Genomic DNA, 24,266 nt, shown 5'->3' with positions numbered 1-24,266 from the left:
TGGCGTTTGACGGAAAGGCAGGCGTTCGGCAGGTGGGCTGGCGTTCGGCAGGTGGGTTGGCGTTTGGCGGGGGTGGTGGGGGTTCTACCGGGTTCGCTTGCCTTGTGGTCGTGTGCTTGCGCTGTAGCGCTGGCGTTTGACGGGAAGGCAAGCGTTTCCGTCGGGAGGGCAAGCGTTCGACGGGAGGGCAAGCGTTCCAGGTGGGTGTTTCCCGGGTCAGGGGGCCAGGGGCAGCCAGATCGTGAAGCACGTTCGACCCGGGCGGGAGTCCACCTCCACCCGGCCACCGAAGCTCGCGACCACCGCCTGCACGATCGACAGGCCCAGTCCCGTCGACTTCGCCTCGTTGTGGCGGCGCGACGCGTCGGCCCGGGTGAAGCGCTCGAAGATCCGGGGCAGCACGTCGGGCGCGATGCCGGGGCCGTCGTCGACGACCATCAGGCACGCCTGGCCGTCCTTGATGCCGGCGACGGTGGTGACGGTGGTGCCAGCGGGGGTGTGGTTGCGGGCGTTGGACAGCAGGTTGACGATCACCTGGTGGAGGCGGTCGGCGTTGGCCCGCACCTCGAAACCCTCCTCGGGAAGTTCCAGGCGCCAGATGTGATCGGGTCCGGCGGCGCGCGCGTCGCTGACGGCGTTGAGCACCACCGCGACGATGTCGACGGGTTGCATCTCGACGGGGGCATCGGCGTCGAGCCGGGCCAGCAGGAGAAGATCCTCGACGAGTTTCGTCATGCGCTGCGACTCCGAGTCGATCCGGCCCAGCGCGAACGCCGAGTCCGCGCCGTCGCCGCGGGCCGCCAGCTCCGAGTAGCCGCGGATGGCGGCCAGGGGATTGCGCAACTCGTGGGAGGCGTCGGCGACGAAACGCCGCAGCTTGGTCTCGGAGGCCTGCCTGGCCTTGAGGGCTCCCTGCACGTTGCCGAGCATCCGGTTGAAGGCGCCGGTCAGCTGCGCCACCTCGTGTTCGGGGGGCAGGGCCGGGTCGGGAACGGCGGGCACGTCTACCTCACCGCGGTCCAGGTCCAGCTGCGAGACCGTCGATGCCGTAGCCGACAACGACCGCAGCGGTTTCGTCGCGGCGTTGGCGACGGCGCGGGTTGCGAACGCCGCCACCACCACGGCCGCCACACCCAGGGCGACGGCGAGCAGGCTCAGGCGCACGATGGTGGTGTTGACGGTCTCCAGCGGCAGGGCCAACACCATAAGTTCGCTGTCGCGGTTGTACTGCGCGACCGCCCGGTACTGGCCCAGATCGGGGATGTCTACGGTGTGTTTCTGGCCGTCCGTGTTGACCTTCAACAGGGCGTCGATGGCTTCCGCGGAGACGTTGTCGTATTCGCCGTGCCCGATCTTCGAAGCGACGCTGACGCCGCTCGAGTTTCGCAGCACGACGACGGTGCCGGGTGGTGTGCCGGGCGCCAGGATGCCTTTCGGACGGCCGTTCTGCTGGCCGGTTTCGCGTGTCTGGAGGGCTTTGGCGTTGTCCACCTGTTTGTCGAGCTGCTCGTACATGATGACGCCCGCCGCGACGATGGTGCCCGCCGAGATCAGCAGCGCCAGCACCGCCACCACGGCCGTGACGCGCCGCCGCAGCTGGGCGGAGAGACTGGCCGGGCGCATCAGGAGTTCGCGGGTCGCAGCACGTACCCGGCCCCGCGCATGGTGTGGATCATCGGGGAGCGGCCCGCGTCGATCTTCTTGCGCAGGTAGGAGATGTAGAGCTCGACGACGTTGGCCTGGCCGCCGAAGTCGTAGTTCCACACCCGATCGAGGATCTGGGCTTTGCTGAGCACCCGTTTGGGGTTGCGCATCAGGTAGCGCAGCAGCTCGAACTCGGTGGCGGTGAGGTTGATGTTCTCGCCGGCGCGGGTGACCTCGTGGGAGTCCTCGTCGAGGATCAGGTCGCCAACGACGAGCTGGGTGTCCGGTTGCACCGTCGTCGCACCGGAGCGGCGCAGCAGCCCGCGCAGCCGCGCGATGACCTCCTCCAGGGAGAACGGTTTGGTCACGTAGTCGTCGCCGCCGGCGGTTAGCCCGGTGATGCGGTCGGCCACACCGTCCTTGGCGGTCAGGAAGATCACGGGCACGTCGGGTTGTTCGGTGCGGATGCGGCGCATCACCTCCAGGCCGTCGAAGTCCGGCAGCATCATGTCGAGCACGATGGCGTCGGGTTTTACGGCGCGGGCCGCGTGGACGGCGTCGGTTCCGGTGGCGGCGGTGGTCACCTCCCAGCCCTCGTAGCGCATGGCCATGGCCAGCAGTTCGGTCAGGCTGGGTTCGTCATCGACGGTGAGGACCCGCAGGGCGGTGCCGTCGGGGCGGGTCAGGGGGGTGGGCTGTGCGGGAGGCATGCTTCTACTGTGACAGTCCCGAGTGGGGTTTCGCCATGAACTTGCTGTGTGTCTCCTGTGGGAGCTGGGTTCCCCGGGCGGGGGTGTCGTCCCACTCGTCCGGCAGGGAGTGGGCTGGTTCCTCGGGAAGGGAGCGGGCGGGGCGTTTCGGCTGTTCCTCGGCCTGCGGCTGGATGTCCTTGGGTGTTCGGAACAGGTTGTCCAGGCCTATTCGCCCGGCGCCGTGGGTCATCAGCATCAGGCCGACGATGGTCATCACGGCGTTGTACTCCCAGCCGGAGTTGTGGACGTAGAAGGTGTGCGACCTGAGGGTGAGGATGATTCCGATGTTCAGGACCATCAGGCCGAGGCCGATCACGGGGGTGGCCAGCCCGAAGATCAGGAAGATGCCGCCGATCACCTCGAAACCGATCAGCAGCCACACCATGAGTCCCGGGTTCGGGATGCCCGCGTGCTCCAGGATGTTGGCCTCCGCGGTGATGCCCTCGTTCTGCCAGCGGTGCCAGCCGTGGGTGACCATGATGACGCCCATGATGATGCGGGTGAGCATCAGGGCGATGTCCTTGAGCACTCGGATGAAGGCCTTCATGGTTCTCCCTGCGGTTGGTCGTCTAGCCAATCGTATGACACAAACCGGCCGTTTGGTTCGGGTGAGCGCTGGTAAAATGCCCACTTCCCCTGTTGCCCGGTGATGGTTCGTGGTGCGTTGCTGGGGGGATCTCCTAGAGTTGTCCGCGATGCCTCGTCTCGAACCGCGTTCCCGAATCACCGATCCCGCCGGCGGCTGGGGATGGGTGGGTTTCGGGTTTTTCGCCAGTGCGGTCCTCGTCGTTTACGCCTGGGCGACGCCGCAGCCCGCCGTCACGATCACCGACTACCTGCTTGCTTCCCTGGCCCTGCTGTCCTGCGCGGGCCTGCTGTTCGCGTGGTGGCGGATCGGGCCGCGTTTCCCGCATCCCGTCGCCGCGACGGTGCTGTGGGCGCTGCCGTTGCTGGCCTGCCCGCCGCTGTTCAGCCTGGACGTGAACGCCTACCTGACGCAGGGCTGGATGGTGCTGGGCGGACACGATCCCTACGTCATGACGCTCGGGGAACCGCAGCTGCCCGGGATCGTCGTCGGGGTGGACTGGGTGAACACCACATCGGTCTACCCGGCGGGGTCGTTGCTGATCTTCGCGGCCGTGTTCTGGGCCAGCGGTGGCCTGCCGTGGCTGGGGTTCCTGCTGTTCAGGGTGCTGCACCTGGCCTGTCTGCTGGTGGTGGCGTGGGTGGTGAAACGCCTCGCGCCGCGCGTCGGGGTTCCCGTGAACACGGCGCTGTGGGCGGGAATCGCCACCCCGCTGCTGATCCTCCAGTGGATCGGGGGCCTGCACAACGATGCCGTGCTGGTGGCCCTGATCGCCCTGGCGGTGCTGGTGGCGCAGCGCGGCGGCTGGATCGGGTTGCTGCTGGGTGGGGCCCTGATCGGGTTGTCCCTGACCGTGAAACAGTCGGGGGCGGCGGCGGGGCTCGGTGTCGTCGCCCTGGCCTGGGCGGTCTCGCCGGGCCGGGACTGGTGGCGGCTCGCGGGCCGGGCCGCAGCGGCGGGGGCCGTGGCGGTGGCTGTGTTCGTGGGTGTTTCGTGGGGTTCCGGCTTGGGATTCGGATGGAACAACCCCACCGCGGGCAGCCCCCTGGCCGTGATGAGCGACTCGCCGCTGTCGTGGGTCATCCAGGTGATGAGGTTCCTCGGGCAGGAGGCGTCGCTGACCCCGGTGATGCGGGTGCTCACCTTCGTCGCCGGGCTGGCGGTGCTGACGGCCTGGGTGTGGCTGGTGGCGCGGTTCGGCCCCCGGCCCGGGGAGCCGGGACGTCCCTGGGTGGTGCTGCTCGGCGGGCTGCTGGCCTTCGCGCTGCTCGGCCCCGCCCTGCAACCCTGGTACTTCACCTGGGTGGCGCCCTTCATCGCCCTGGCGCTGCCCGGCCGGCGTTGGCAGCGGATCTGGCTGGGAGCGACTGTGGTGATCGTGATGGCGGCCGCCACCCAGGTTTCCTTCGGCTCCCCACTGCTGTGCCTGGCCACCTGGTTGTCGTGGCGGTTTCTGGAGGCGAAGGATCTGGACGTCTTCGAGGAACGGACCGGGGTCTGACCTGGCCGCGACTCCGGGATGACGCATGTTCTTGCGACCGGGCGCTAGTGTCGCGGACATGACCGAGCTGCGCTGGAGGCGGACTCCCAAGGCATGGGCCGTGCGGATTCGCGGCCTCGCCAAGCGTTTCGGGCGCGTCCAGGCCGTTTCCGGACTCGACCTGGACGTCCCCCTCGGTGGTGTCCACGGGTTGCTCGGCCCCAACGGTTCCGGCAAGACCACCACGCTGCGGATGCTGCTCGGCCTGATCCGTCCCGACGACGGCGAGATGCGCATCTTCGACCACGAGGTGCCCTACGGGCTGCCCGAGGTGATCAACAGGGTGGGTGCCATTGTCGAGAGCCCCAAGTTCGCGCCGAACATGAGCCTTCGGCGCAACCTGGAGATCCTCGCGATCTCCACCGGGGTGCGGGGCCGCCGCGTCACGGAGGTGCTGCTGGAGGTCGGGCTGCGGGGTCGCGAGAAGGCGGCGTTCCGCACCTGCTCCCTCGGCATGAAACAACGACTCGCGATCGCCGCGACCCTGCTGAGGGAACCCGACCTGCTGATCTTCGACGAACCCACCAACGGTCTGGACCCCGCGGGTATCCAGGAGATCCGCACCACCATGCGGGCCCTCGCCGACGCGGGCCGCACGGTGCTGGTCGCCAGCCACCTGTTGGGGGAGATCGAGCAGATCGCCGATTCCGTTTCCATCATGGGGCGGGGCCGGGTGATCGCGGCGGGGGATCTGGAGGAGTTCCTCAACGACGGTTCCGAGTACGTGGCGGTGGAGATCGACGACGTCCCGGCGGCCTTCGAAACACTGCGGCAGGCGGGGTTCGGCGGCCAGCTGGTGGGCGGGCAGTTGCGCGTCACCCGTGATGAAGGACTCGATCCTGCCGCCGTCGCCCGGGTCCTCGGGGAGGCGGACCTGTGGCCGAGGCACCTCAGCCTGCAACGCTCCAGCCTCGAATCCGTGTTCCTGGAACTGACCGAGGACGAACGCCTCACCACCACGCAGGGGAGGGCCGTGGCGTGACGTTGGGTCTGCTGCGTGCTGAGCTTCTCAGACTGATCAGCAACCGGAAGATGGCAGTGCTGGGAGCGCTCGTGCTGGGTCTGGGTTTCTGGATCTCGGCCTCGATGGCCGTGACGCTCAAGCCTTACACCGCGCTCGAATGGGAGGAGGCGCAGCGGCAGTCCAACGACGCCCAGATAAACCTGGAAGTGATCTGCGGGTCGAGTTCTTCCAGCAGCGACTGCACGGCGCTTCCGACGAACATTACCGTGGAGGGGTTCCTGCGTCCTCAGATGGGCTTCGAACAATTCGTCGTCGCTTCCCTCGAACTGACGATGCAGATGGGTCTGCTCATCGTGGTGGTCCTGATCACAGTGATGGTAGGGGCCGAGTTCAGCACCGGCGCCATCGGCACCCAACTGACCTTCACCCCACGCAGGCTGCCTCTGCTGTGGGCGAAAGCCCTGGCATCGGCGATCTGCGGGGTCTGCTTAATGGCCATCTGGGCGGCAGCCATGGTGCTCCTGGGGGTGTTCTTCTACCTGAACGTGCGCGGAATCGAGGGCCTGACCGCCAGTTCCCTGCTGGGTGCGCAGGTTGGGCGTGCACTGCTGGCTGGGGCCGTGATGGGGATGCTGGCGGCGCTGGTGACGATGGCCTTGGCGTCAACGGCCAAGACGTGGGCGCTGATCTCCGCTGTTCTGGTGCTCTCCCAGTTCCTTGAATTTTCCAAGGACGTCGCCCAGACCGCCTGGTTGCTGCCGACCACCAATGCATTCAGCCTCATCAACGGTGATTGGAGCCGCACCATCTACAACGGCGAAGGGGTACGGCAGGAAACGATCCCGCACATCGACTACGGATACTCGCTGGGATACGCGGTCTTCTGGCTGGTGGTCTTCGGGATCTGGGCGTCGGTCAGCTTCTCGCGCCGCAACATCCTCAAATAGCCTGCGAGGTCCTTCCCCGAAGTCGGTTGAGCCGGGCTGCGACGAAGGGGTGGCCGTGTCGAAACCATGGTGGGCGTGCCGGGGGGTTGGGGTTGGGTTCGTTTTTCGGCTGTGGGTGGTTTCGACTCAGCCGTTCGCTGGTGCTCACGTGCTGGCTCAACCGGCTTCGCTATTTTCAAGCTGGTTGAGCCGGGCTGCGACGAAGGAGCGGCCCGTGTCGAAACCATGGTGACCCTGCCCGGGGACTTGTGGCCGGACCTGTTTCTCGACTCGCCCGTTCCCCGTTGCCGACGGTGGTTCGCGATCTCCTCCCGCGTGACTTCCTCGGGACGTATCGTCGTTTTCAGAGGTTTCGCGGACGGACAACCGCTGAGGTTAATCGGACGAGAGGAGAAACCATGTCGGCCATCCGGTGCCGGGGATTGACGGCTTGGCACAAGGGGGAACAGGTACTCAAGGGCGTCGACCTGCTGGTGGAACCGGGGGAAGTGTGCCTGTTGCTGGGCGCGCCGGACTCCGGACGCACCAGACTCGTCGAACTGCTCCTGGGCCTGAGGCGACCGGCCTCGGGAAGCGTTGAGGTGCTGGAGACCACCCCCGGCGAGGTTCCGCTCCCGGTCGGGTACCTGCCCCGGGAACTGGCGCTGTACGAGCACATGTCGCCGGCACAGAACCTGAAGCTGGTGGCCGATACCGTTGGCGAGAAGGTGAGGACCCGCACCATGTCGGCTTCCGGTGAGCCGGACGACTCGTACCTGCTGGGAGGACGTGACAGCGACGACATCCTGAAGCAGGTCGCGATCGTCAACCCTCTCCTCCTGCGCACCATGCGTTTCAAGCCGCCGGAGGAGAAGTGGCGCGTCCAGCTGGCCGCCTCGTGCCTGACGGTCCCCGACCGGGTCCTGGTGCTGGACGCCCCGGACCGCACCCTGGACTACACGGGACTGGAAATCCTGCGGGAACGGTTGGGCGAGGTGAACCGGGAAGGAAAGGCGGCCCTGGTGACGGCGGATGACCCCCTCATCCTCGGGGACGTCGCCACCAGCTACGCGATCCTCCGCGACGGGATCATCGCGGCCCGCGGTCGATTGCCGGCGGGCGACGAGAAATCCCCGTTTCTGGAAGCTCTGCGTGAAACGACCGGGAGGGCGGCCTCCTCCTCACCGGGCTGGGGTGTCCAACCTCCCAGCGCACAGCAGGCCACCGGGGTCTCGTCCCCGTCGCCGGATGTCGCTGTCCGGCCCGTGGCGGGGTCCCCCGGCCTGGGGCGGCTGGTGGTTGGTGGCGTGAAGGCGAACCTGACGATCCTCTGGGGCCACAAACTGGCACCTCTGGTGGTCGGGTTGGTCTGGTTCCTGGCGCAGCTGCCCGCCGTCGCCCTGCTGCCTCCGGTTCACCAGGGAAGATCCGGCCTGGAGGAATTGCTCGACATCCTGTTGTGCCTGGCGTGCATGTCGATGGCGACGATGGGAGCGTTCCTGGGAAACCAGAACGGGCTGCGCCGCCCGGGGGCCTGCCGGTTCGTGCGCGTCGGGCGGCGGGCTGACTGGTTGGTGCGGATCGGGAGCATGGTGTTCCTGTCGGCCCTGTTCGCGGTGACCTTCGTCGGGATCGGCTGGGGGCTGAAGGGCATCACGCATGCGACGGATGTCACCGGCCTCCAGGTGTCGATACCCTTGATTTTCTTCTCCTGCCTGTTCTGGGGGCTGGTCGGGTGGTGCGTCGCCGCGTTGACCCGTTCCATGATCGCCGCGGTCCCGGTGCTGCTGGCCTGGCTGGTCCTGGACGGCCTGATCGGCGACTGGAGGTTGCCCGGTGTCCTGATGCCGCTGCGGAGCCAGCGGATGCTTCTCAGCATCTCGTTCCTGCCTCCCCACGTGATGGGGTCCTTCCCGGTCCTGCTGATCTCGGGGACGCTTCTGCTCTGCCTGGCGGCGGTCCTGCTGCTGGCGTACCGGATTCGGATCGACGGCTTCCACCCGGGACGGAAATGACGGCATCGTCCGCATCCCCACCCGTACACGAATTGCCGACCGGTAGGATCGCTGCCCGTGCGATACGTCTCCACCCGTGCCACCGACCACACCACCAGGGCCTTCAGCGACATCCTCCTGGAGGGCCTGGCACCCGACGGCGGCCTCTACCTGCCCGTCGAATACCCGCGGGTGGACGCCGGCACCCTCGCCCGGTGGCGCGACGTGCTGCTCGACGACGGCTACGCGGGGCTCGCCTTCGAGGTGTGCTCCCTGTTCATCGACGACATCCCCGCCGAGGATCTGCTGGGCATCTGCCGGCGCGCCTACGCCCCCGAGAAGTTCCTGGACCCGCAGATCGTGCCGGTCTCCGAACTCTCAGACGGGGTGCGGCTGGCGCACCTCAGCAACGGCCCGTCGGCGGCCTTCAAGGACATGGCCATGCAGCTGCTCGGCGAGCTGTTCGCCCACGAACTGGCGCGCCGCGGCGAGCGCCTGACCATCCTCGGCGCCACCTCCGGCGACACCGGCTCGGCCGCCGAGTACGCGCTGCTGGGCAGGCCCGGGATACGGGTGGTGATGCTCTCCCCGGCGGACCGCATGACCCCGTTCCAGCAGGCTCAGATGTACTCCATCGACGACCCCGGGGTGGTGAACCTGGCCGTAGCGGGTGTCTTCGACGACTGCCAGGACCTCGTCAAGGCCATCAACGCCGACGCCGAGTTCAAACGCGACCACCGCATCGGCGCGGTGAACTCCATCAACTGGGCTCGCCTGATGGCGCAGGTCGTCTACTACTTCGCGGCGTGGCTGCGCACCGGCGGCGACGGCCCCGTCTCGTTCGCGGTGCCGTCGGGCAACTTCGGCAACATCGCGGCCGGGCACATCGCCCGCCTCATGGGGCTGCCCATCCGGCACCTGGTGCTGGCCACCAACGAGAACGACGTCCTCGACGAGTTCTTCCGCACCGGCGTCTACCGGCCCCGCGCCGCGCAACAGACCCACGCCACCAGTTCCCCGTCCATGGACATCTCGAAGGCGTCGAACTTCGAACGTTTTGTCGCCGACCTGCTGGGCCGCGACGGTGCGCGCATCGCCGACCTGTTCGGTCGCGAACTGCCGGAAACCGGCAGGCTCGACCTGTCCGGCGAGGACCGCGACCGTTTCGGTTTCGTATCGGGTTCCTCCACCCACGCCGACCGGCTGGCCGAGATCCGCGCCACTTGGGAGAACGACCGCGTTCTCATCGATCCCCACACCGCCGACGGCGTGCACGTCGCCCGCCGGCTGCTGGCCTCCGGTGAGGTGACCGGACCCGTCGTCGTGCTGGAAACCGCGCTTCCCGTGAAGTTCGCCGAGACCATCACCCAGGCAACCGGCATCGTCCCACCGCGCCCCGACCGTTTCGCCGGGATCGAGGACCTCCCCAGGCACGTGACGCGCATCCCTGCGGACGTGGACGCGGTTCGGCGAGCTATTGACGGGGCCGCCTGAAAACGGGAATCGAACCCCTTGTAGGGTAAGAAATCCGGGGGGAAATAGCATGCCGGTTCATAAGGAGCATGCCGGTTCATAGGGAGGAAACATGCTGGACTGCGCCATCATTGGGGCTGGCCTGGCGGGCCTCGTGGCTGCTCGCGACCTGCGGAACCGGGGGCTCGGTGTTGTTGTGCTCGAGGCCCGGGACCGCGTGGGGGGGCGTGTCGAGAACGGGGTCCTTGCCGACGGCCAGTATGTGGAGCTCGGCGGCCAGTGGATCGGCGCCGGACACGACGCCATCTTCGAGCTGATCGAGCGCTACGGGCTGAGGACCATTGGTATTCCGGCTCGCGGAAATCTGGTGGTGCGTGTCCACGGCAGATTGCTCGAGGTGCCGTCGGCGGAGGACGGGGAGGAACTGACCCCGTTCGAGGTCGCGGACCTCAGCCAAGGGCTGCTGAGACTGCGTCGCCTCGCCCACCGGCTGGCCGACGACCCCGCCTGGGTGGCGGCGAATGGAGCCTGGTTACGGCAGGACCTGCGGCGCTGGATGCGCACCAACCTACGAACCGGCGGGGCCCAGGCCCGTTTCGGGGAGGTCTACGAGGCCGCTTTCGGGCCGATGATCCCGCAGGCGACCCTGCAGGAAGGTCTGCAGCAGATCAACTCGGGGCCGAGCCTGGAGACGATGATCGCGAACAACGGCGGGCTGAACCAGCAGCGTGTCGACGGCGGCATGGCCGCCCTGTGCGATGCCCTGGCCGCCGATCTCGGGGATGTGGTGCGCCTCGGAAGTGTCGTGACGAAGGTCACTCATGATGAAACCGCCGTCGTTACTCTCGCATCCGGGGAAACCATCGAGGCCCGCACCGTCGTCTCGACGCTACCGCCGCGCCTGGCCGTCGCCCTGGAATACGACCCGCCTCTGCCGCAGTGGAGACAGGACGTGGCGGAGAAGGTGACGCCGGGAAATGTGATCAAGGCTTATCTGGTTTATGAGACGCCCTTCTGGCGTGAACGAGGACTTTCAGGGCAGTCGAGCTCTGACGAGGGGGCGGTTCGCGTCACGTTTGACACAACACCGGTCGGCTCGACCCGTGGGCTGTTGATGGGTTTCTTCGAGGGCAACGAGGCTGATTCCCTGGCTCGTCGTCCCCTGGAGGTCCGGCGGCGCGCGTTCGTCGAGTCGGCCGTCCGTGCATTCGGGGTGGAGGCCTCCGAACCCGTCGAATACCTGGAACGGGACTGGAGTGCCGAGCAATACACAAGGGGCTGCCACGGGGCGCACTTCGCGCCCGGGATCTGGACCTCCAACGGCCCTGTCCTGGCGGCCCCCGACGGGTGTCTCTACTGGGCCGGGGCGGAGTACTCGACCAAGTTCAACGGCTACATGGAAGGCGCTGTCCGTTCCGGCGAGGAGGTCGCGGCCACAATCGCCGTCGCCCTCATCTGACCCCGAAACCCGAAGCGGGTTGAGCCGACCTGCGAGCGTCAGCGAGTGGGTCGTTTCGAAACCAGGGTGACTGGGGTCGGGGGTTTCGACTCGGGTCGCTCGTTCCTCGCGCCCCGGCTCAACCAGCTTGTGGGAGTGGAAGTTGGTTGAGCCGACCTGCGAGCGTCAGCGAGCCGGTCGTGTCGAAACCAGGGTGAGCGTGGTCGGGTTCTGGCTACCGGGTGCCGGTGGTTTCGACTCGGGTCGCTCGTTCCTCGCGCCCCGGCTCAACCAGCTTCGGAGAGGGGCTCGCGCCCCGGCTCAGCCGGTTTCGGGCAGGAGGCTCACGTGCTGGCTCAACCAGCGTGGTGGTGTATGCTCGGCCCACGCGCCGTCCGGTAGGTGAGCCTGACTTGGCATGATGCCTAATCGACCAGCACAATAGCCGATATGCGCAAGCATCATGTTGTGATAATCGGTTCTGGTTTTGGTGGTCTGTTCGCGGCGAAGGCCTTGAGGCGCGCCGACGTCGATGTGACGTTGATAGCACGCACCACCCATCATCTGTTCCAGCCGCTGCTCTACCAGGTGGCGACCGGAATCCTGTCGGAGGGCGAGATCGCCCCCGCAACCCGGGAGGTGCTGCGCAAGAACAAGAACGTGACGGTGCAGCTTGGGCTCGTCGAGGGGATCGACGTGGAGGCCAGGCAGGTGCGGTGGCGTTTCCACGGCCTCGAACAGGTCACCGGCTACGACTCGCTGATCGTTGCCGCCGGCGCGGGGCAGTCGTACTTCGGCAACGACCACTTCGCCCGCTACGCGCCCGGCATGAAGACCATCGACGACGCCCTGGAGCTGCGGGCCCGGATCTTCGGGGCCTTCGAGCTGGCCGAACTCGCCCCGGAGGGGGAGGACGTCTCCAGGTTCCTGACCTTCGCGGTCGTCGGCGCGGGACCGACGGGAGTGGAGATGGCCGGGCAGATCCGGGAACTGGCCTCCAAGACCCTCGTCGGCGAGTTCCGTCGCGTCGACACGCGCCAGGCGCGGGTGATCCTCATCGAGGGCGGTCCCCTGGTGCTGCCCAGCTTCGGCGAGGACCTCGGTGGCTCGGCCCGCAGGTCGCTGGAGAAACGCGGCGTCGAGGTGTGGACCGAGACCATGGTCACCGAGGTCGACTCGCGCGGGTTCACCGTCAAACGCAAGGACGGCTCCACCGAAAGGGTGGAATCGGTGTGCAAGGTGTGGGCCGCCGGTGTGTCCGCGAACCCGCTCGGTCCGCAGCTCGCCGAACAGACCGGCGCGGAGACCGACCGGGTGGGCAGGGTCAAGGTACTGCCGGACCTGACCCTGCCGGGCCATCCCGAGGTGTTCGTGATCGGCGACCTGGCCGCCGTCGACGGGGTGCCCGGGGTGGCGCAGGGCGCGATCCAAGGCGCCAGGTATGCGGCCAACGTCATCCGTGGCCAGCTGGCCGGGAACCGCCCGGAGGCCCCGTTCAAGTACAAGGACAAGGGGTCGATGGCGACGATCTCCCGGTTCTCCGCCGTCGTCAGCGCAGGGAAGGTCAAGTTCTCGGGCTTCCTGGCCTGGGCGGCGTGGCTGGTGCTGCACCTGCTTTACATCGCGGGCTTCAAACAGCGGATGTCGACGCTGCTGCACTGGTTCATCAGCTTCCTCACCCGCGGCCGGGCGGAACGCGTCACGACGAACCAGCAGATGGTCGGCCGCCTGGCGCTGGAGGAACTCGGCGAGGGCACCAGCGCCCGTCTCATGTCCGGCGCGCCCAAGGCGTCCGGGGAGACGAAACCGGAGGGCGCCGACGAGAAGGAGGCGGCGCCGGTCGCGGGTTGAGACGCCGGGGTTCGCTGGCCTTCTTTACGGTTTGCTGGCCTTGTTCACGTTTGCCTGCGCTGTGAGGCCAGCAAACACGAACAAGGCCAGCAAACCGACGGGCGACGCGGGGTCAGGCGTCGGCCTGCTCCCGGAGGCGGGCGTTGGCCTTCTCGACGTCGAGGCGGGTGAGCAGGAGGAAGATGAGGGCGTTGGCGATCAGCGGGAACCACACGTACATGACGTAGAGCATCTGGATCGCCGAGTCCGGTTGCATGCTCAGTTCGCCGTTGTAACCGCTGGCGGCCAGGAGCCACCCGGCCGTGGCCGTTCCGATGCCGCCGCCGACCTTCACCCCCAGGGAGGTGCAGGAGAACATGAGTCCGTCGATGCGTTTGCCGGTGCGCAGCCAGGTGTGTTCCGAGGCCTCCGCGATCATGGCGTTGAGCGTCCCCTGCAGCGGGCTCATCCCCAGGGAGGCCACCGCCGAGAGGACCAGCATGAGCGGGATGTTGTGGAAGTAGGCCGCCACCAGCACCCCGAGCCGGCCGAGGGTCGCGATGACGTAGCCGCCGAGGTTGACCCGGTACATCTCCCCGAACTTCTTCACGATGATGGGGGTCACCAGCAGGCCGACGATGAGTGGGATGTTGATGGCCCAGGCGAAGGTCCCCAGCAGGTTCTCGTCCCCCAGGATGTACTTCATGAAGTAGATGCCCATGTTGAGCATGGCCGTGAAGATCTGGGTGAGCAGGAAGACCACCAGGATGAGGAGGTAGTACTTGTTGGACAGCAGCATCTTGGCCGACTCCAGCACCGTCAGCGTGTCGTCCTTCTGTTTCGTGTCGTCGTCACCGGCCAGTTCCTCCGGGGACAGTTCCTTGACGGAGAACACCGACAAGGTGTTGACCGCCAGTCCGAGCAGCGCGTAGATGATCGCCATGGTCCGCCAACCCGCGGCGCCGCCCCCGAACATCGCCACGCCCCCGACCGTGATGCTCTGGATGAGCAGGTTCGTCCCGAAGGCGAACATGAAACGGATGGAACCCATCTGCACCCGCTCCGAACCGTTGCGGGTGATGAGTGCGGTCAGTGAGGAATAGGCGATGTTGTTGGCCGTGTAGAACACGGCGTTGAGAAGGGTGTAGGCGATGAAGAACCAGGCGTACTTGGCGGTCTCACCCAGTTCGGTGGGGATCGCGAAGATCGCGATGATCATGCCGGCGCAGCCGACGAAACCCCACAGCATCCACGGCCGGGCCTTGCCCATCCGGGTTTTGGTGCGGTCCAGCAGCGCACCGAAGATGACGTCGGAGAAGCCGTCGAAGAGCCGGGAAACCATCATGAGTGTGCCGACGACGCCCGCGTTGAGGCCGGCGGTGTCGGTGAGGTAGATCATGACGAAGGCGGACAGGAGCACGTAGACGACGTTGCCGGCGACGTCACCCGAGCCGTAGCCCACCTTGTTGTACCACTTCAGGTATTTCTTCTCGCCGGCCGCTGCCGTGCTCGCCGTGTCGTTCATGACGTCACCTCGTCGTGGGTTTCGATGTGGTCAGGGGTGGTGAGCAGGAGATGGAGTTCCATCCCCAGCTCGTGGCCGTCCACCCGGTAGCGGGACCGCAGGGCCGGTCCGCAGCTGTTGGAGCCGATGCCGGCCATGGCGGCGTCCAGGCACAGCACCGTGCTGCCCGACGGTCTCAGGTCGGTGTTGCGGTGCCGTGCGGCCAGTTCCTCCTGCGTGTACCGGGAGGCGTTGAAGGAGAACGGGGTCTGTCCCACCGCGGTCAGGACCAGGCCGCCGCCGGAGACGGTGACCTCGTCGCAGTCGGCGTGGCTGCCGTTCTCCTGGGGACGGATGTAGTCCTCGTGGAGGTCCGCGACGTCGGCGCTGAAGGCCCCGTGATGGCTGGCGCGGTGCTTGTCCGCGTAGCTCTCGAAGGGCCCCAGGCCGTGGTAGTCGACCCGGTTCATGGACTCGGGCAGGAACAGCCGCAGCCCCAGGCGCGGCAGGCTCGGGAACCCGAGGGTGCGGCGCATCCGCAGGATCAACCCGAGGACGCCGTCGGCGGTGAGGGTCCAGATCAGCCGACCGCGCAGGGCGGGCTGGACCGTCGGCGCCACCAGGGCGACGTCAGCGCTGATCGTCGCGCGCCCCGCCTCCTCGGCGACGTCGACGGCGTAGGCGCGGGCCGTGGCCCGGTGGTAGTGGGCGCGTTCCCATTCCAGGCGCACGTGGCGGTCGTTGTCGGTGGGGGCCCGCCAGATGTTGAGCTCGGCCGGGCGCTCCAGGACCTCCCGGCCGTTGACGCTCAGGGCGGTGGGCAGGCCGGTGCGCGTGTCGATGGTGCAGCACAGACCCGCGGCCGCCACGTCGATTCGCGTCCCCTCCTGTGCTACCTGCACCGACCCCCGGGTGGTGGGGCGGTGCGCGAGTTCCGCGACCCGGCGGTGCCGCCCGTCGGCGTTGCGCAATGGAACCTCGTCGAAACCCAGGACGTGCCCGGCGGGCAGCAGTGGTTCGGGACGCGCGAGCCGGTGGGTGACCAGCAGGTGGCATTTCCCGGCGTGCGGAATCCGCGGTTCGCAGCGCAGCATGACGCTGGCGTGGGGCGGGACGGGATCGGTCAGGTCGATGTCCCCGCGATCCACGACGACACCGTCGCAGCGCACCTCCCACGAGACGCGGGCGTACTGCGACAGGTCCGTGTGGTCGAGGTCGTTGTGGATGGTGAGCAAACCCTCGTCCTGGTCGTACTCGACGACGCGGGCGGGCCGCTGGACGTTCTTGAGCTCTGCCAGCCCGGGGTGGGGGACCCGGTCGGGGGAGACGAGCCCGTCGACGCAGAAGTTGCCGTCGTGGATGTCCTCGCCGTGGTCACCGCCGTAGCGGAAGACCGGCCGGCCGTCGTCGCTGGTGCCGGCCGCCACCGCGTGGTCGCACCACTCCCACACGAAACCACCGCACATGCGGTCGTCGTCGCGGATGATCTCCCAGTAGTCCTCCAGATCACCGGGTCCGTTGCCCATGGCGTGGCAGTACTCCACGAGGATGAAGGGCTTGTCCGGATCGGAGTCGAGGTATTCGCGGATCTCCTCGATGCCCGGGTACATGCGGCTGTACAGGTCGATGCAGGAGTAGTCGTAACGGCGTTTGGAGTCGCGGTAGTAGGAACTCTCGTAGTGGGTCAGGCGCGTCGGGTCGAAACCCTTGACCCACATCAGCGCCGCCTCGAGGGTGCAGCCGTAGGAACACTCGTTGCCCGCGGACCAGGAGATGATGCTGGGACGGTTCTTCTCCCGGTGGACGCACAGTTTCATCCGGTCGACGGTGGCCTCGGTCCAAGCGGGGTTGTCGGCGATGGGCTCGTTCCAGTGCTCCACCTGGTTCTCCCAGGACGGGTCGGCCAGGAACCGGGTCTGGGTGCCGTGGCTCTCGTTGTCGGCCTCGGACATGACGTAGAAGCCGTACTCGTCGCACAGCTGGTAGAAACGCGGATCGTTGGGGTAGTGGGAGCTGCGCACCGCGTTGATGTTGTGTTCCTTCATCAGCTGCAGGTCCCGTTTCATGTGGTCGAGGTCGACGACGGGGCCGGTGACCGGATCGGAGTCGTGCCGGTTGACGCCCCGCAGGGTGATGGGGCTGCCGTTGAGACGCACGACCGCGTCCCTGGACTCGATTTCCCGCACCCCGACCCGGTCGGTGATGACCTCGCCGGGAGTGGTGAGGACCAGGGTGTGGAGGTAGGGATCTTCCGCGCTCCACAGGTGGGGTGCCGCGACGGCTAGCTGGGCGCGGTGGGTGTGGTCGGGGTAGCCGGCGAAAGGTTCCAGGACACCGGCTGCCAGCACCCGTCCTTCGTGGTCGGTCAGCTCGGCGGTGGTGGGGACGCTCCCGCCGCGGTAGGAGCCGCGGATCTCTACGACGGCGGTTGCCGGGGCCGTGCCGATCACCGGACCCAGCGAGGTCGTGACGGCGTAGTCGAACAGCACCGCCTCCGGGCGGTTCAGGAGGTAGACGTCGCGGAAGATGCCGGAGGTGCGGAACTTGTCCTGGTCCTCCAGGTAGGTGCCGTCGCACCACTTGAGCACCAGCACGGCCAGGCGGTTGGCGCCGGGACGGATGTGTTCGGTGACGTCGAACTCCGCGGTGGCGTGGGAGACCTGGCTGTAGCCGATGTAGGCGCCGTTCAGCCACACGTAGAAGCAGGAGTCGACGCCCTCGAAGACCAGCTGGGTGGTGGGTGCGGCGGGGTTCGGGGTGTGGTCGAAGTCGCGGATGTAGGCGCCGCAGGGGTTGTCCTGGGGTACGTGGGGCGGATCGAAGGGAATGGGGTAGCGGACGTTGGTGTACTGGTGGTGGTCGTATCCGAGATGCTGCCAGGTGCTGGGCACCTGGATCATGGTGAATCCCTCCGGGGCGGCGTCCGGGGTCTCCCAGAAGGGCTCGGTGAGGTCGTGGATGCTGGGCAGGTACCGGAAGGCCCACCGACCGCTGAGCAGGTGGAAACGGTCGGATTTCTCCCGCTCCCATGGGCTCGAGGCGGTGGGGGCGGACGCCGGCACGTAATAGGCGCGGGGCGGCAGCGTGTGTTCGTGGAGGACTCCGAGGTCCTCGAAGTATCGGGGAACGATCATCGTTCAGGCTCCCTGAAGGTCGACGGGCACAGGGGACGCGCAGCCGTGCAACGTCCTTATGGTGACGTTCACATATTATCTGAGATCATCGTCGTGGTGCTGTATCAAGGGGGAAATCTCAAGAAATTGGTGCCGTGAGGTGATCTGGTATGGTAACGTCACCAAGAACTAGAGTTGGGGGTCTCTGTCGCACTCCTGATAGCCTCCCGTCATGCCGAGGCAACGCCGGAGCGCGGAGGGAGCGCCATCGATGGGTGACGTGGCCCGTCTGGCCGGCGTATCCGTGCAGACGGTCTCGCGCGTGGCGACGGGTTCCGATCACGTGCGCCCGGAGACCCGGGCGAAGGTGCTGCGGGCCATGAACAAGCTGGGTTATTCCCCCAATCGCGCTGCCCAGGCCCTGCGTCGCGGCTCCTTCAAAACAATTGGCGTGTTGACCCAGCAGATCCAGCGCACCGGCGAGGCCCTCACCACCGCGGGCGTGCTGGAAGCCGCCACCGCCGCCGACTACGCCGTCAATCTCGTCCAGGTGGAACGCCCCGTCTCCGACGACCTGCGCCAGGCCGTCTACCGGCTCTCCCACCAGGCCATCGACGGTCTCGTCGTGGTGCAGGCCGGGCGGGCCGGTCGCGAACACCTCGTCCTGCCGCCGTCGATACCGGTGGCGGTCTCGGACTCCACGCTCGTGGACCACTACCCCTCCGCCAGCGCCGACCAGGTCGGTGGGGTGCGCGACGCCGTCGAACACCTCCTGGGGCTCGGGCACCGCAACATCCAGCACGTGTGCGGGCCGGGGGATTCCCAGTCGAGCCTGATCCGCAGGGCCACCTGGGCCAGGTGCCTGCGGGAGGCGGGGCTGCCCGTCCCCGAACCGATTCCCGGCGACTGGGAGGCGGCAGCGGGCTACGCGGCAGGCCGGCTGCTGGCCGCCGACCCGGAGGTGACGGCCGTGTTCTGCGCCAACGACGAACTGGCCCTCGGCCTGATCCGGGCCATGCACGAACAGGGCAGACGGGTTCCCGGCGACGTCTCCGTCGTCGGTTTCGACGGCTTCGACGTCGGCGAGTACAGCTTCCCGCCGCTGACCACCGTGCGCCAGGACTTCAGACGCCATGGCCGCGAAATGGTGGGTCTCGTGCTGGAGCAGGTGGCCTCCGGGGTGCGCGACGGCAGCCGGAGCATCATCATCCCCACCGAACTCATCCTGCGGGGCAGCACCGCCCCACCGCCCGCGACGTGAAGAACATCCACTGTGAGGCATCACATCCACAAGCTGGTTGAGCCGGGCTGCGATGGAAGAGTGGTTCGTGTTGGGGTCATTCCTTCTACAAGCTGGTTGAGCCGGGCTGCGACGAAGGAGCGGCCCGTGTCGAAACCATGCCGGCACGTGGTTATCAGACGTGACCACAGGTCCCGGGCATGCGCGGGTGTGGTTTCGACTCGCACTGCTCGCTGACGCTCGCGGACCGGATCAACCAGCTTTCATCCCGCCGGAACCACTTGGGTGGAGGGGGTACGCACAGGATCGTTGGCGAGCCCCGATACGGCTGCTTTTCTTTTCCGCGGAATTTGCTGGGCGGCCCTGACCCTTCTGCTTGACCTCCCGCGGCGGTGCCATTTACAGTTTTCCTGCCGCAATGGTGTGGCGCACAGTAGAAAGAAAAACCAAGATGGTCTCGCATCGGTTCGCCGGAAAAGATCTGATGACCGCGATCTTTTCCCCACGTCATCGGTTTCGTGTGATTCTGGCGCACTGCGGTCTCGTCGCACTGCTGGCGGGCTGCGGAGCCTCCGCCCCTGCCGCTGTGACGCCTGGTCCGGCTCCCACCATTCGCAGCTCGTCGGAGATCGATCTGCCGCTAACGGCCTACCGGCTCACCATCGACAACCTGGAGGTGATCCAGCGCGGGGTGGCCCAGCGGCAGGTGGCGTGCGCCGCACGCTACGGGGTGACGACATCCCCCGACCCCGTGGATCGAGCAGGCCTGAAGGCCATGTACGACGAGTCCCGGCGCTACGGGGTGATCGATCGCGACGACATCGAGAAGTACGGTTACGGCACCGGGGCCACGACGGAGAAGCCCGATCCCTCGAAGGATCCGGCGGCCTCCCACACGAAGCGGGACGAAGTCATGAGCGGCCAGACCGAGACCGGCGCCCCCAGCTCGCTGAAGGACCAGGACGGCAAACCGTTGCCCGATGGCGGGTGCGGAAAAGTCGGTTGGGATGAGATCCGGGAGGGGATCGACACCGGGGACGAGCTGGCCCAGAAACTGCTGGGCGACGCGAAGACCATGATGCAGGAACACGAGAGCTTCCAGCAGGCGGAGAAGGACTGGGCCGCCTGCATGAAACGCTCGGGCTACGACTTCAAGCATCGTTCGGAAACCGGAAGCGTCGTCGCCGGCGCTGACCTGCAGCGGCAACGGGAAATGGGCCGCCTGGACCTGAACTGCGTGGAGGAAACCAACTTCACCGGCCGGGCAATGGCCGTGGACGTGGCAATCCAGAAGAAACTCATCAGCGAGAACGAGGCCAGTCTGCGTTCAGCACTCGACGTTCAGAAAAAGGTCCTCGCGCGGGCAAAGGAAGCACTGAAGTGAAGTGCACACTCTCAGTAGTTTCCTTTGGTGAGAGCCGCAGCGTGTCTGGCATCTCGATGAAGAAAAGCAAATACTATTGCGCGCTGCGCCACAGGATATGAAAATTGTTTGAAAGCGCTGGGGGTTTCCGGGGAGGACCGAGGGGTTGTGAGAAATTCACCTCGGGTCGCTGCCCGGGTGGCTACTGGAATGGCGAGATGCCGTCCCACCGGCTCTCCCGGGCTGCTGCACTGAAACCGGAATCGCCCAAGGACTGTTGACCATGATCTTCTCCCACCATCAGTTCCCGGTGACACTGCTGGCAAGCTGTGGCTCCCTCACCTCCACCCCAGCCGCCGTGACGCCCGGTCCGGCCTTCATCATTCGCGGCTCGTCGGAGATGAGCCTGCAGCTCACGGCTTATCTCCTCACGGTTGATCAGATGGAATTGGAGCAGCGGGATTTGTGCCAGCGGCAGGTGACGTGCTCCGCGCGTTACGGGGGTGACGATCACCCCGGAGGAAGTGGATCGCGCAGCCCTGAAATCCGGGCTCGACGTTCAGAAAAAGGTCCTCGAACGGGCAAAGGAGGCTTTGAGGTGACGTTTTCCCGATCCGCGATCCCCGCCATCTGACCGCGACCATGAAAGCCTGGGTTCGCCGTCATCCGCTCGCCGCGCTGATCATCCCGGCGCTGGTGATGCTGCTCGTCGGATTGGTGGCCGGCCAATTCGTGAAATCCCCCGCCCAGGTGGCGGCCGACGCCGCGCCACCTGAGCAGACCACCCTCACCGCCCCCGTGGAAAAGGGCAAAGTGCAGCGAACCGAATCCGCCGACGCGCAGATCAAACCCACGGCACCCGAGGTGGTCGCCCCCGCACCCCCGGGAGGGGGAGCCGAAAAGGCGGTGGTGTCGGCCATTCACGTCAGCGTCGGTGGGAAGGTCGAGGCGGGCACATCCCTAGTCGACGTGGCGGGACGCCCCACTTTCGTGCTGCCCGGCGACCTGGCCGCCTACCGCACGCTGGGGCCCGCGATGACCGGACCCGACGTCACCCAGCTCCAGGCGGCGCTGCGCACCCTCGGATACAAGATCCCCGACGACGAGAAAACCTTCGGCGCCGCCACCAAGGAGGCCGTGAACGCCCTGTACACCGACCGCGGCTACAAGGCGACGCGGGTCGGCGACGAGGAGGCCGACGCCGCGGCCAAGGCCGAGACGGCAGCCAGCCGCGCGGTCCAGCAGGCGAAGGTGGCGCTGAGTCGCGCCGAACGCGACTACGCGGCGGCCAAAAAGGGTTCCGGCGACGGTCAGGGGGAAACCGGCACCGGGGATGGGAAATCCAAGGGCGGATCGGGGGAGTCCCCCTCCAAGGACGCCATCGAGGACGCCAAAACCTCCCTGACCCAGGCCCGGGAGGACCTCAAGGCGGCGCAGGAGACGCTGGCCAAGGCCCGCGACGCCGCAGGCCCGCAGATCCCCCTGGGCGAGGTCGCGTTCCTGCGTCATCTGCCGGCGGTGGTGGATGCCATCGGGGTCAGCGTCGGGGCCGAGGTCGGAACCGGCACCATCACGCTAGCCTCCGGTGATGTCGCCGCCATTGCCAAACTGGCCAAGGCGCAGACCTCGCAACTGGAGACAGGCGACGCCGCCACCCTCATCACCCCCGACGGCACCCGCATCCAGGGAAGCGTCACCGACGTGACGACGCTCAGCCCCGAGGAGGGCCAGGTCGAGGGAGCGGTGCAGGTGACCATCACACCCGAAACCCCGCTCGACGCCGGCCTGCGCGGCACGACCATCAGGGTCAACATCGCCACATCCACCTCGGAACAGGAAACGCTGAAGGTACCGGAGGCGGCGGTCACCACCGGCGCCGACTCCAAGAGCCGGGTGCGGGTCAAGGAAACCTCCGGCTCCTACCGCGACGTCGAGGTCACCGTCGGCGAGTCCGGCGACGGCATGGTTGGGGTGACCGCCGTGGACGGGCAACTCGCGGAGGGCGATTCGGTCGTGGTTGGGATCCTCCGGTGAAGGTCCTCGAGTTCCGTGACGTGACCCGGACATTCCCCGGCCCGGTTCCCGTCGAGGCGTTGAAGACCTGCAGTTTCACCGTCAACGACGGGGACATGGTGACCATCGTCGGTCATTCCGGATCCGGCAAGTCGACGCTGCTGAACCTGGCCGGGCTGCTGGATCGCCCCAGCAGCGGAACGGTCCTGGTCAACGACCTCGACACCACGAAACTGAGCGAATCCGACCGCACCGCCCTGCGGGGAAGCAGCATCGGTTTCGTTTTCCAGGCCTTCCACCTCATGCCCCACCGCAGCGTCGCCGACAACGTCGCGCTGGCCGGGCTTTACCAAGGCGTTCCGGCCGAGGAACGAAAAGAGGCGTCGCGTCGGGCCATCGACCTGGTGGGTCTCGACCACCGCAGCGACTCGCCTGCCGGGTTGCTCTCCGGCGGCGAGAGGCAGCGCGTCGCCATCGCCCGGGCGATGGCCGTCAACCCCGCCATCCTGCTCTGCGACGAACCCACTGGAAACCTCGACAGCATCAACTCCGAGGCGATCATCGACCTGCTGACCACCCTCAACGGGGCCGGAACCACGGTGGTGATCATCACCCACAACCCCGAGATCGCGGGCATCGGGAATCTGCGGCTGCGGCTGCACGACGGGGTGGTGACCCGCGATGCCGCGTGAACGTGGCCGGGTCCGGTTGGCGGTGCTGTTCCAGGAGGCGATAGCAGGTCTCGTCCAGCGTCCCGGCCGGTCCGTCCTGACCGCCCTGGGTACGGTCATCGGGGTGGCGGTGCTGGTGGTGGTGCTCGGGTTGACCACATCCGTCTCGGTGCAGGTGACCGCGCAGTTCAATCTCGTCGAGGCGACGGAGGTGCGGGTGACGCGCGCCGAACGGTCGCGCCCCAGGGTGGCGTCGCTGGACTTCCCGATCGACGCGGCGGAACGGGCCACGCGAATCAACGGCGTCAGGAGCGCCGGGCTCCAGTGGGAGCTGAAACAGCGCGCGGCCAAACCCCCGGAGACACGCGATGCCCGCGCGATCGCGGCCTCGGCGGGGACCTTCGAGGTCGCGGGGGCGACCTTCTCGCAGGGACGCGGCTTCGACGCCGGGCACGAGCAGCGGGGGGCGCGGGTCGCGGTCATCGGCAGCGGCGCCGCCCGAGACCTGCGCATCGACGACCTGTCGCGCGGCCCGGCCGTTGTCATCGACGGGGTGCCGTTCACGGTGATCGGCATCATCGACGACACCAAGCGGCTGCCCGAACTGCTTGCGGGCGTCGTCATCCCCACCCGGACCGCACAGGCCCTGTGGCACGACCCGCCGCCGGAGGCGAAGGTGAACCTCGTCGTCGACGTCGCCCCGGGCGCGGCCCAGGTGGTCGGCCCGCAGCTGCTCACCGCCATGTCGGCCACCCACCCGGAACGTTTCTCCGTGTCGCTGCCCCCGAGCCCGGAGGGGCTCCGCGCGGCCGTCAACTCCCAGCTGAGCGGCCTGTTCCTGGGGCTCGGGGTGGTGTGCCTGATCGTCGGCATGATCGGTATCGCCAACACCACCATCGTCGCCGTCATCGAACGCACCGGGGAGATCGGCCTGCGGCGGGCGATGGGTGCGCAGCCACGCCACATCGCGGCCCAGTTCCTCCTCGAGGCGGCCGTCCTGGGTGGGCTGGGCGGGCTCGTCGGAACCAGCCTCGGGGTGGTGGCGGTGGTCGGGATCTGCGCCGCCCTGACCTGGACGGCGGTCGTGCCGCCGCTGCTGGTTGCGGCCGGGCCCCTCGTCGGTCTGGTGGCGGGCACGCTGGCGGGCATCTACCCCTCCCTGCGGGCCTCCCGTCTCGAACCCGTCGAGGCGCTGCGCTACTGAACAGGGAAGAA

General features: G+C 67.4%; 18 protein-coding genes. 13 read left to right on the top strand and 5 right to left on the bottom strand.

The window, feature by feature from the left end; all coding sequences use genetic code 11:
• Positions 1-216: 216 nt before the first annotated feature.
• Genes EL272_RS13310 through EL272_RS13300 form a run of 3 tightly spaced genes read right to left on the bottom strand, consistent with a single transcriptional unit; the run spans position 217 to position 2,943 of the window.
• Positions 217-1,623: a sensor histidine kinase gene (locus tag EL272_RS13310; protein WP_061787658.1), complete on the bottom strand. Its 1,407-nt coding sequence runs from the start codon at positions 1,621-1,623 to the stop codon at positions 217-219.
• Entirely contained in the window at positions 1,623-2,354 is a 732-nt protein-coding gene (locus EL272_RS13305) for a response regulator transcription factor (protein WP_014847735.1), read from the bottom strand. The genes EL272_RS13310 and EL272_RS13305 overlap by 1 nt, the downstream gene beginning before the upstream one ends.
• Positions 2,355-2,358: 4 nt before the next feature.
• Complete coding sequence (locus tag EL272_RS13300) at positions 2,359-2,943, bottom strand: DoxX family protein (protein ID WP_061787659.1); 585 nt, start codon at positions 2,941-2,943, stop codon at positions 2,359-2,361.
• A 148-nt stretch (positions 2,944-3,091) separates the two neighbouring features.
• Between EL272_RS13300 and mptB the strand changes: the two genes are divergently transcribed.
• The 7 genes from mptB to EL272_RS13265 all read left to right on the top strand — a co-directional run bounded on the left by mptB (position 3,092) and on the right by EL272_RS13265 (position 13,168).
• Positions 3,092-4,483, top strand: coding sequence for a polyprenol phosphomannose-dependent alpha 1,6 mannosyltransferase MptB (gene mptB, locus EL272_RS13295; RefSeq protein WP_061787660.1), 1,392 nt, complete (start codon positions 3,092-3,094; stop codon positions 4,481-4,483).
• A 58-nt stretch (positions 4,484-4,541) separates the two neighbouring features.
• Complete coding sequence (locus EL272_RS13290; protein WP_051015073.1) at positions 4,542-5,504, top strand: ABC transporter ATP-binding protein; 963 nt, start codon at positions 4,542-4,544, stop codon at positions 5,502-5,504.
• Positions 5,501-6,433 (top strand): ABC transporter permease, encoded by a 933-nt coding sequence (locus EL272_RS13285; RefSeq protein ID WP_061787661.1) that lies wholly within the window; start codon positions 5,501-5,503, stop codon positions 6,431-6,433. Before EL272_RS13290 ends, EL272_RS13285 begins: the two co-directional genes overlap by 4 nt.
• A gap of 398 nt (positions 6,434-6,831) precedes the next feature.
• Positions 6,832-8,427, top strand: a complete 1,596-nt coding sequence (locus EL272_RS13280) for an ATP-binding cassette domain-containing protein (protein WP_061787662.1) — start codon at positions 6,832-6,834, stop codon at positions 8,425-8,427.
• Positions 8,428-8,484: 57 nt separating this feature from the next.
• A complete protein-coding gene (gene thrC, locus EL272_RS13275; RefSeq protein ID WP_061787663.1) occupies positions 8,485-9,900 on the top strand; it encodes a threonine synthase in 1,416 nt (471 codons plus the stop codon).
• 91 nt (positions 9,901-9,991) lie between these two features.
• Positions 9,992-11,338, top strand: coding sequence for a flavin monoamine oxidase family protein (locus tag EL272_RS13270; protein ID WP_061787664.1), 1,347 nt, complete (start codon positions 9,992-9,994; stop codon positions 11,336-11,338).
• A 429-nt stretch (positions 11,339-11,767) separates the two neighbouring features.
• Entirely contained in the window at positions 11,768-13,168 is a 1,401-nt protein-coding gene (locus EL272_RS13265; protein ID WP_061787665.1) for an NAD(P)/FAD-dependent oxidoreductase, read from the top strand.
• A 112-nt stretch (positions 13,169-13,280) separates the two neighbouring features.
• Here the strand turns inward: EL272_RS13265 and EL272_RS13260 are convergent, their stop codons facing one another.
• A complete protein-coding gene (locus EL272_RS13260; protein WP_014847726.1) occupies positions 13,281-14,672 on the bottom strand; it encodes an MFS transporter in 1,392 nt (463 codons plus the stop codon).
• The gene (locus EL272_RS13255) at positions 14,669-17,785 is read right to left on the bottom strand and encodes a glycoside hydrolase family 2 TIM barrel-domain containing protein (protein WP_061787666.1); all 3,117 of its coding nucleotides are present in this window, start codon (positions 17,783-17,785) and stop codon (positions 14,669-14,671) included. Before EL272_RS13255 ends, EL272_RS13260 begins: the two co-directional genes overlap by 4 nt.
• A gap of 211 nt (positions 17,786-17,996) precedes the next feature.
• Between EL272_RS13255 and EL272_RS13250 the strand changes: the two genes are divergently transcribed.
• The 6 genes from EL272_RS13250 to EL272_RS13225 all read left to right on the top strand — a co-directional run bounded on the left by EL272_RS13250 (position 17,997) and on the right by EL272_RS13225 (position 24,255).
• Positions 17,997-19,025: a LacI family DNA-binding transcriptional regulator gene (locus EL272_RS13250; RefSeq protein ID WP_244926086.1), complete on the top strand. Its 1,029-nt coding sequence runs from the start codon at positions 17,997-17,999 to the stop codon at positions 19,023-19,025.
• A gap of 463 nt (positions 19,026-19,488) precedes the next feature.
• The gene (locus tag EL272_RS13245) at positions 19,489-20,388 is read left to right on the top strand and encodes a hypothetical protein (RefSeq protein ID WP_126409481.1); all 900 of its coding nucleotides are present in this window, start codon (positions 19,489-19,491) and stop codon (positions 20,386-20,388) included.
• Positions 20,389-20,650: 262 nt separating this feature from the next.
• The gene (locus EL272_RS13240) at positions 20,651-21,001 is read left to right on the top strand and encodes a hypothetical protein (protein WP_126409478.1); all 351 of its coding nucleotides are present in this window, start codon (positions 20,651-20,653) and stop codon (positions 20,999-21,001) included.
• Between the two features lie 8 nt (positions 21,002-21,009).
• Positions 21,010-22,401 (top strand): efflux RND transporter periplasmic adaptor subunit, encoded by a 1,392-nt coding sequence (locus EL272_RS13235; RefSeq protein ID WP_061787669.1) that lies wholly within the window; start codon positions 21,010-21,012, stop codon positions 22,399-22,401.
• Positions 22,398-23,072, top strand: coding sequence for an ABC transporter ATP-binding protein (locus EL272_RS13230; RefSeq protein ID WP_014847721.1), 675 nt, complete (start codon positions 22,398-22,400; stop codon positions 23,070-23,072). Before EL272_RS13235 ends, EL272_RS13230 begins: the two co-directional genes overlap by 4 nt.
• Positions 23,062-24,255: an ABC transporter permease gene (locus EL272_RS13225; RefSeq protein ID WP_041696758.1), complete on the top strand. Its 1,194-nt coding sequence runs from the start codon at positions 23,062-23,064 to the stop codon at positions 24,253-24,255. The genes EL272_RS13230 and EL272_RS13225 overlap by 11 nt, the downstream gene beginning before the upstream one ends.
• Positions 24,256-24,266 lie beyond the last annotated feature (11 nt).

Origin of the sequence: Arachnia propionica, from assembly GCF_900637725.1 — a bacterium.
Taxonomy (GTDB): Bacteria; Actinomycetota; Actinomycetes; order Propionibacteriales; family Propionibacteriaceae; genus Arachnia; species Arachnia propionica.
Note: the sequence above shows the minus strand (reverse complement) of the source record. Positions and strands in the feature narration are given on the sequence as shown.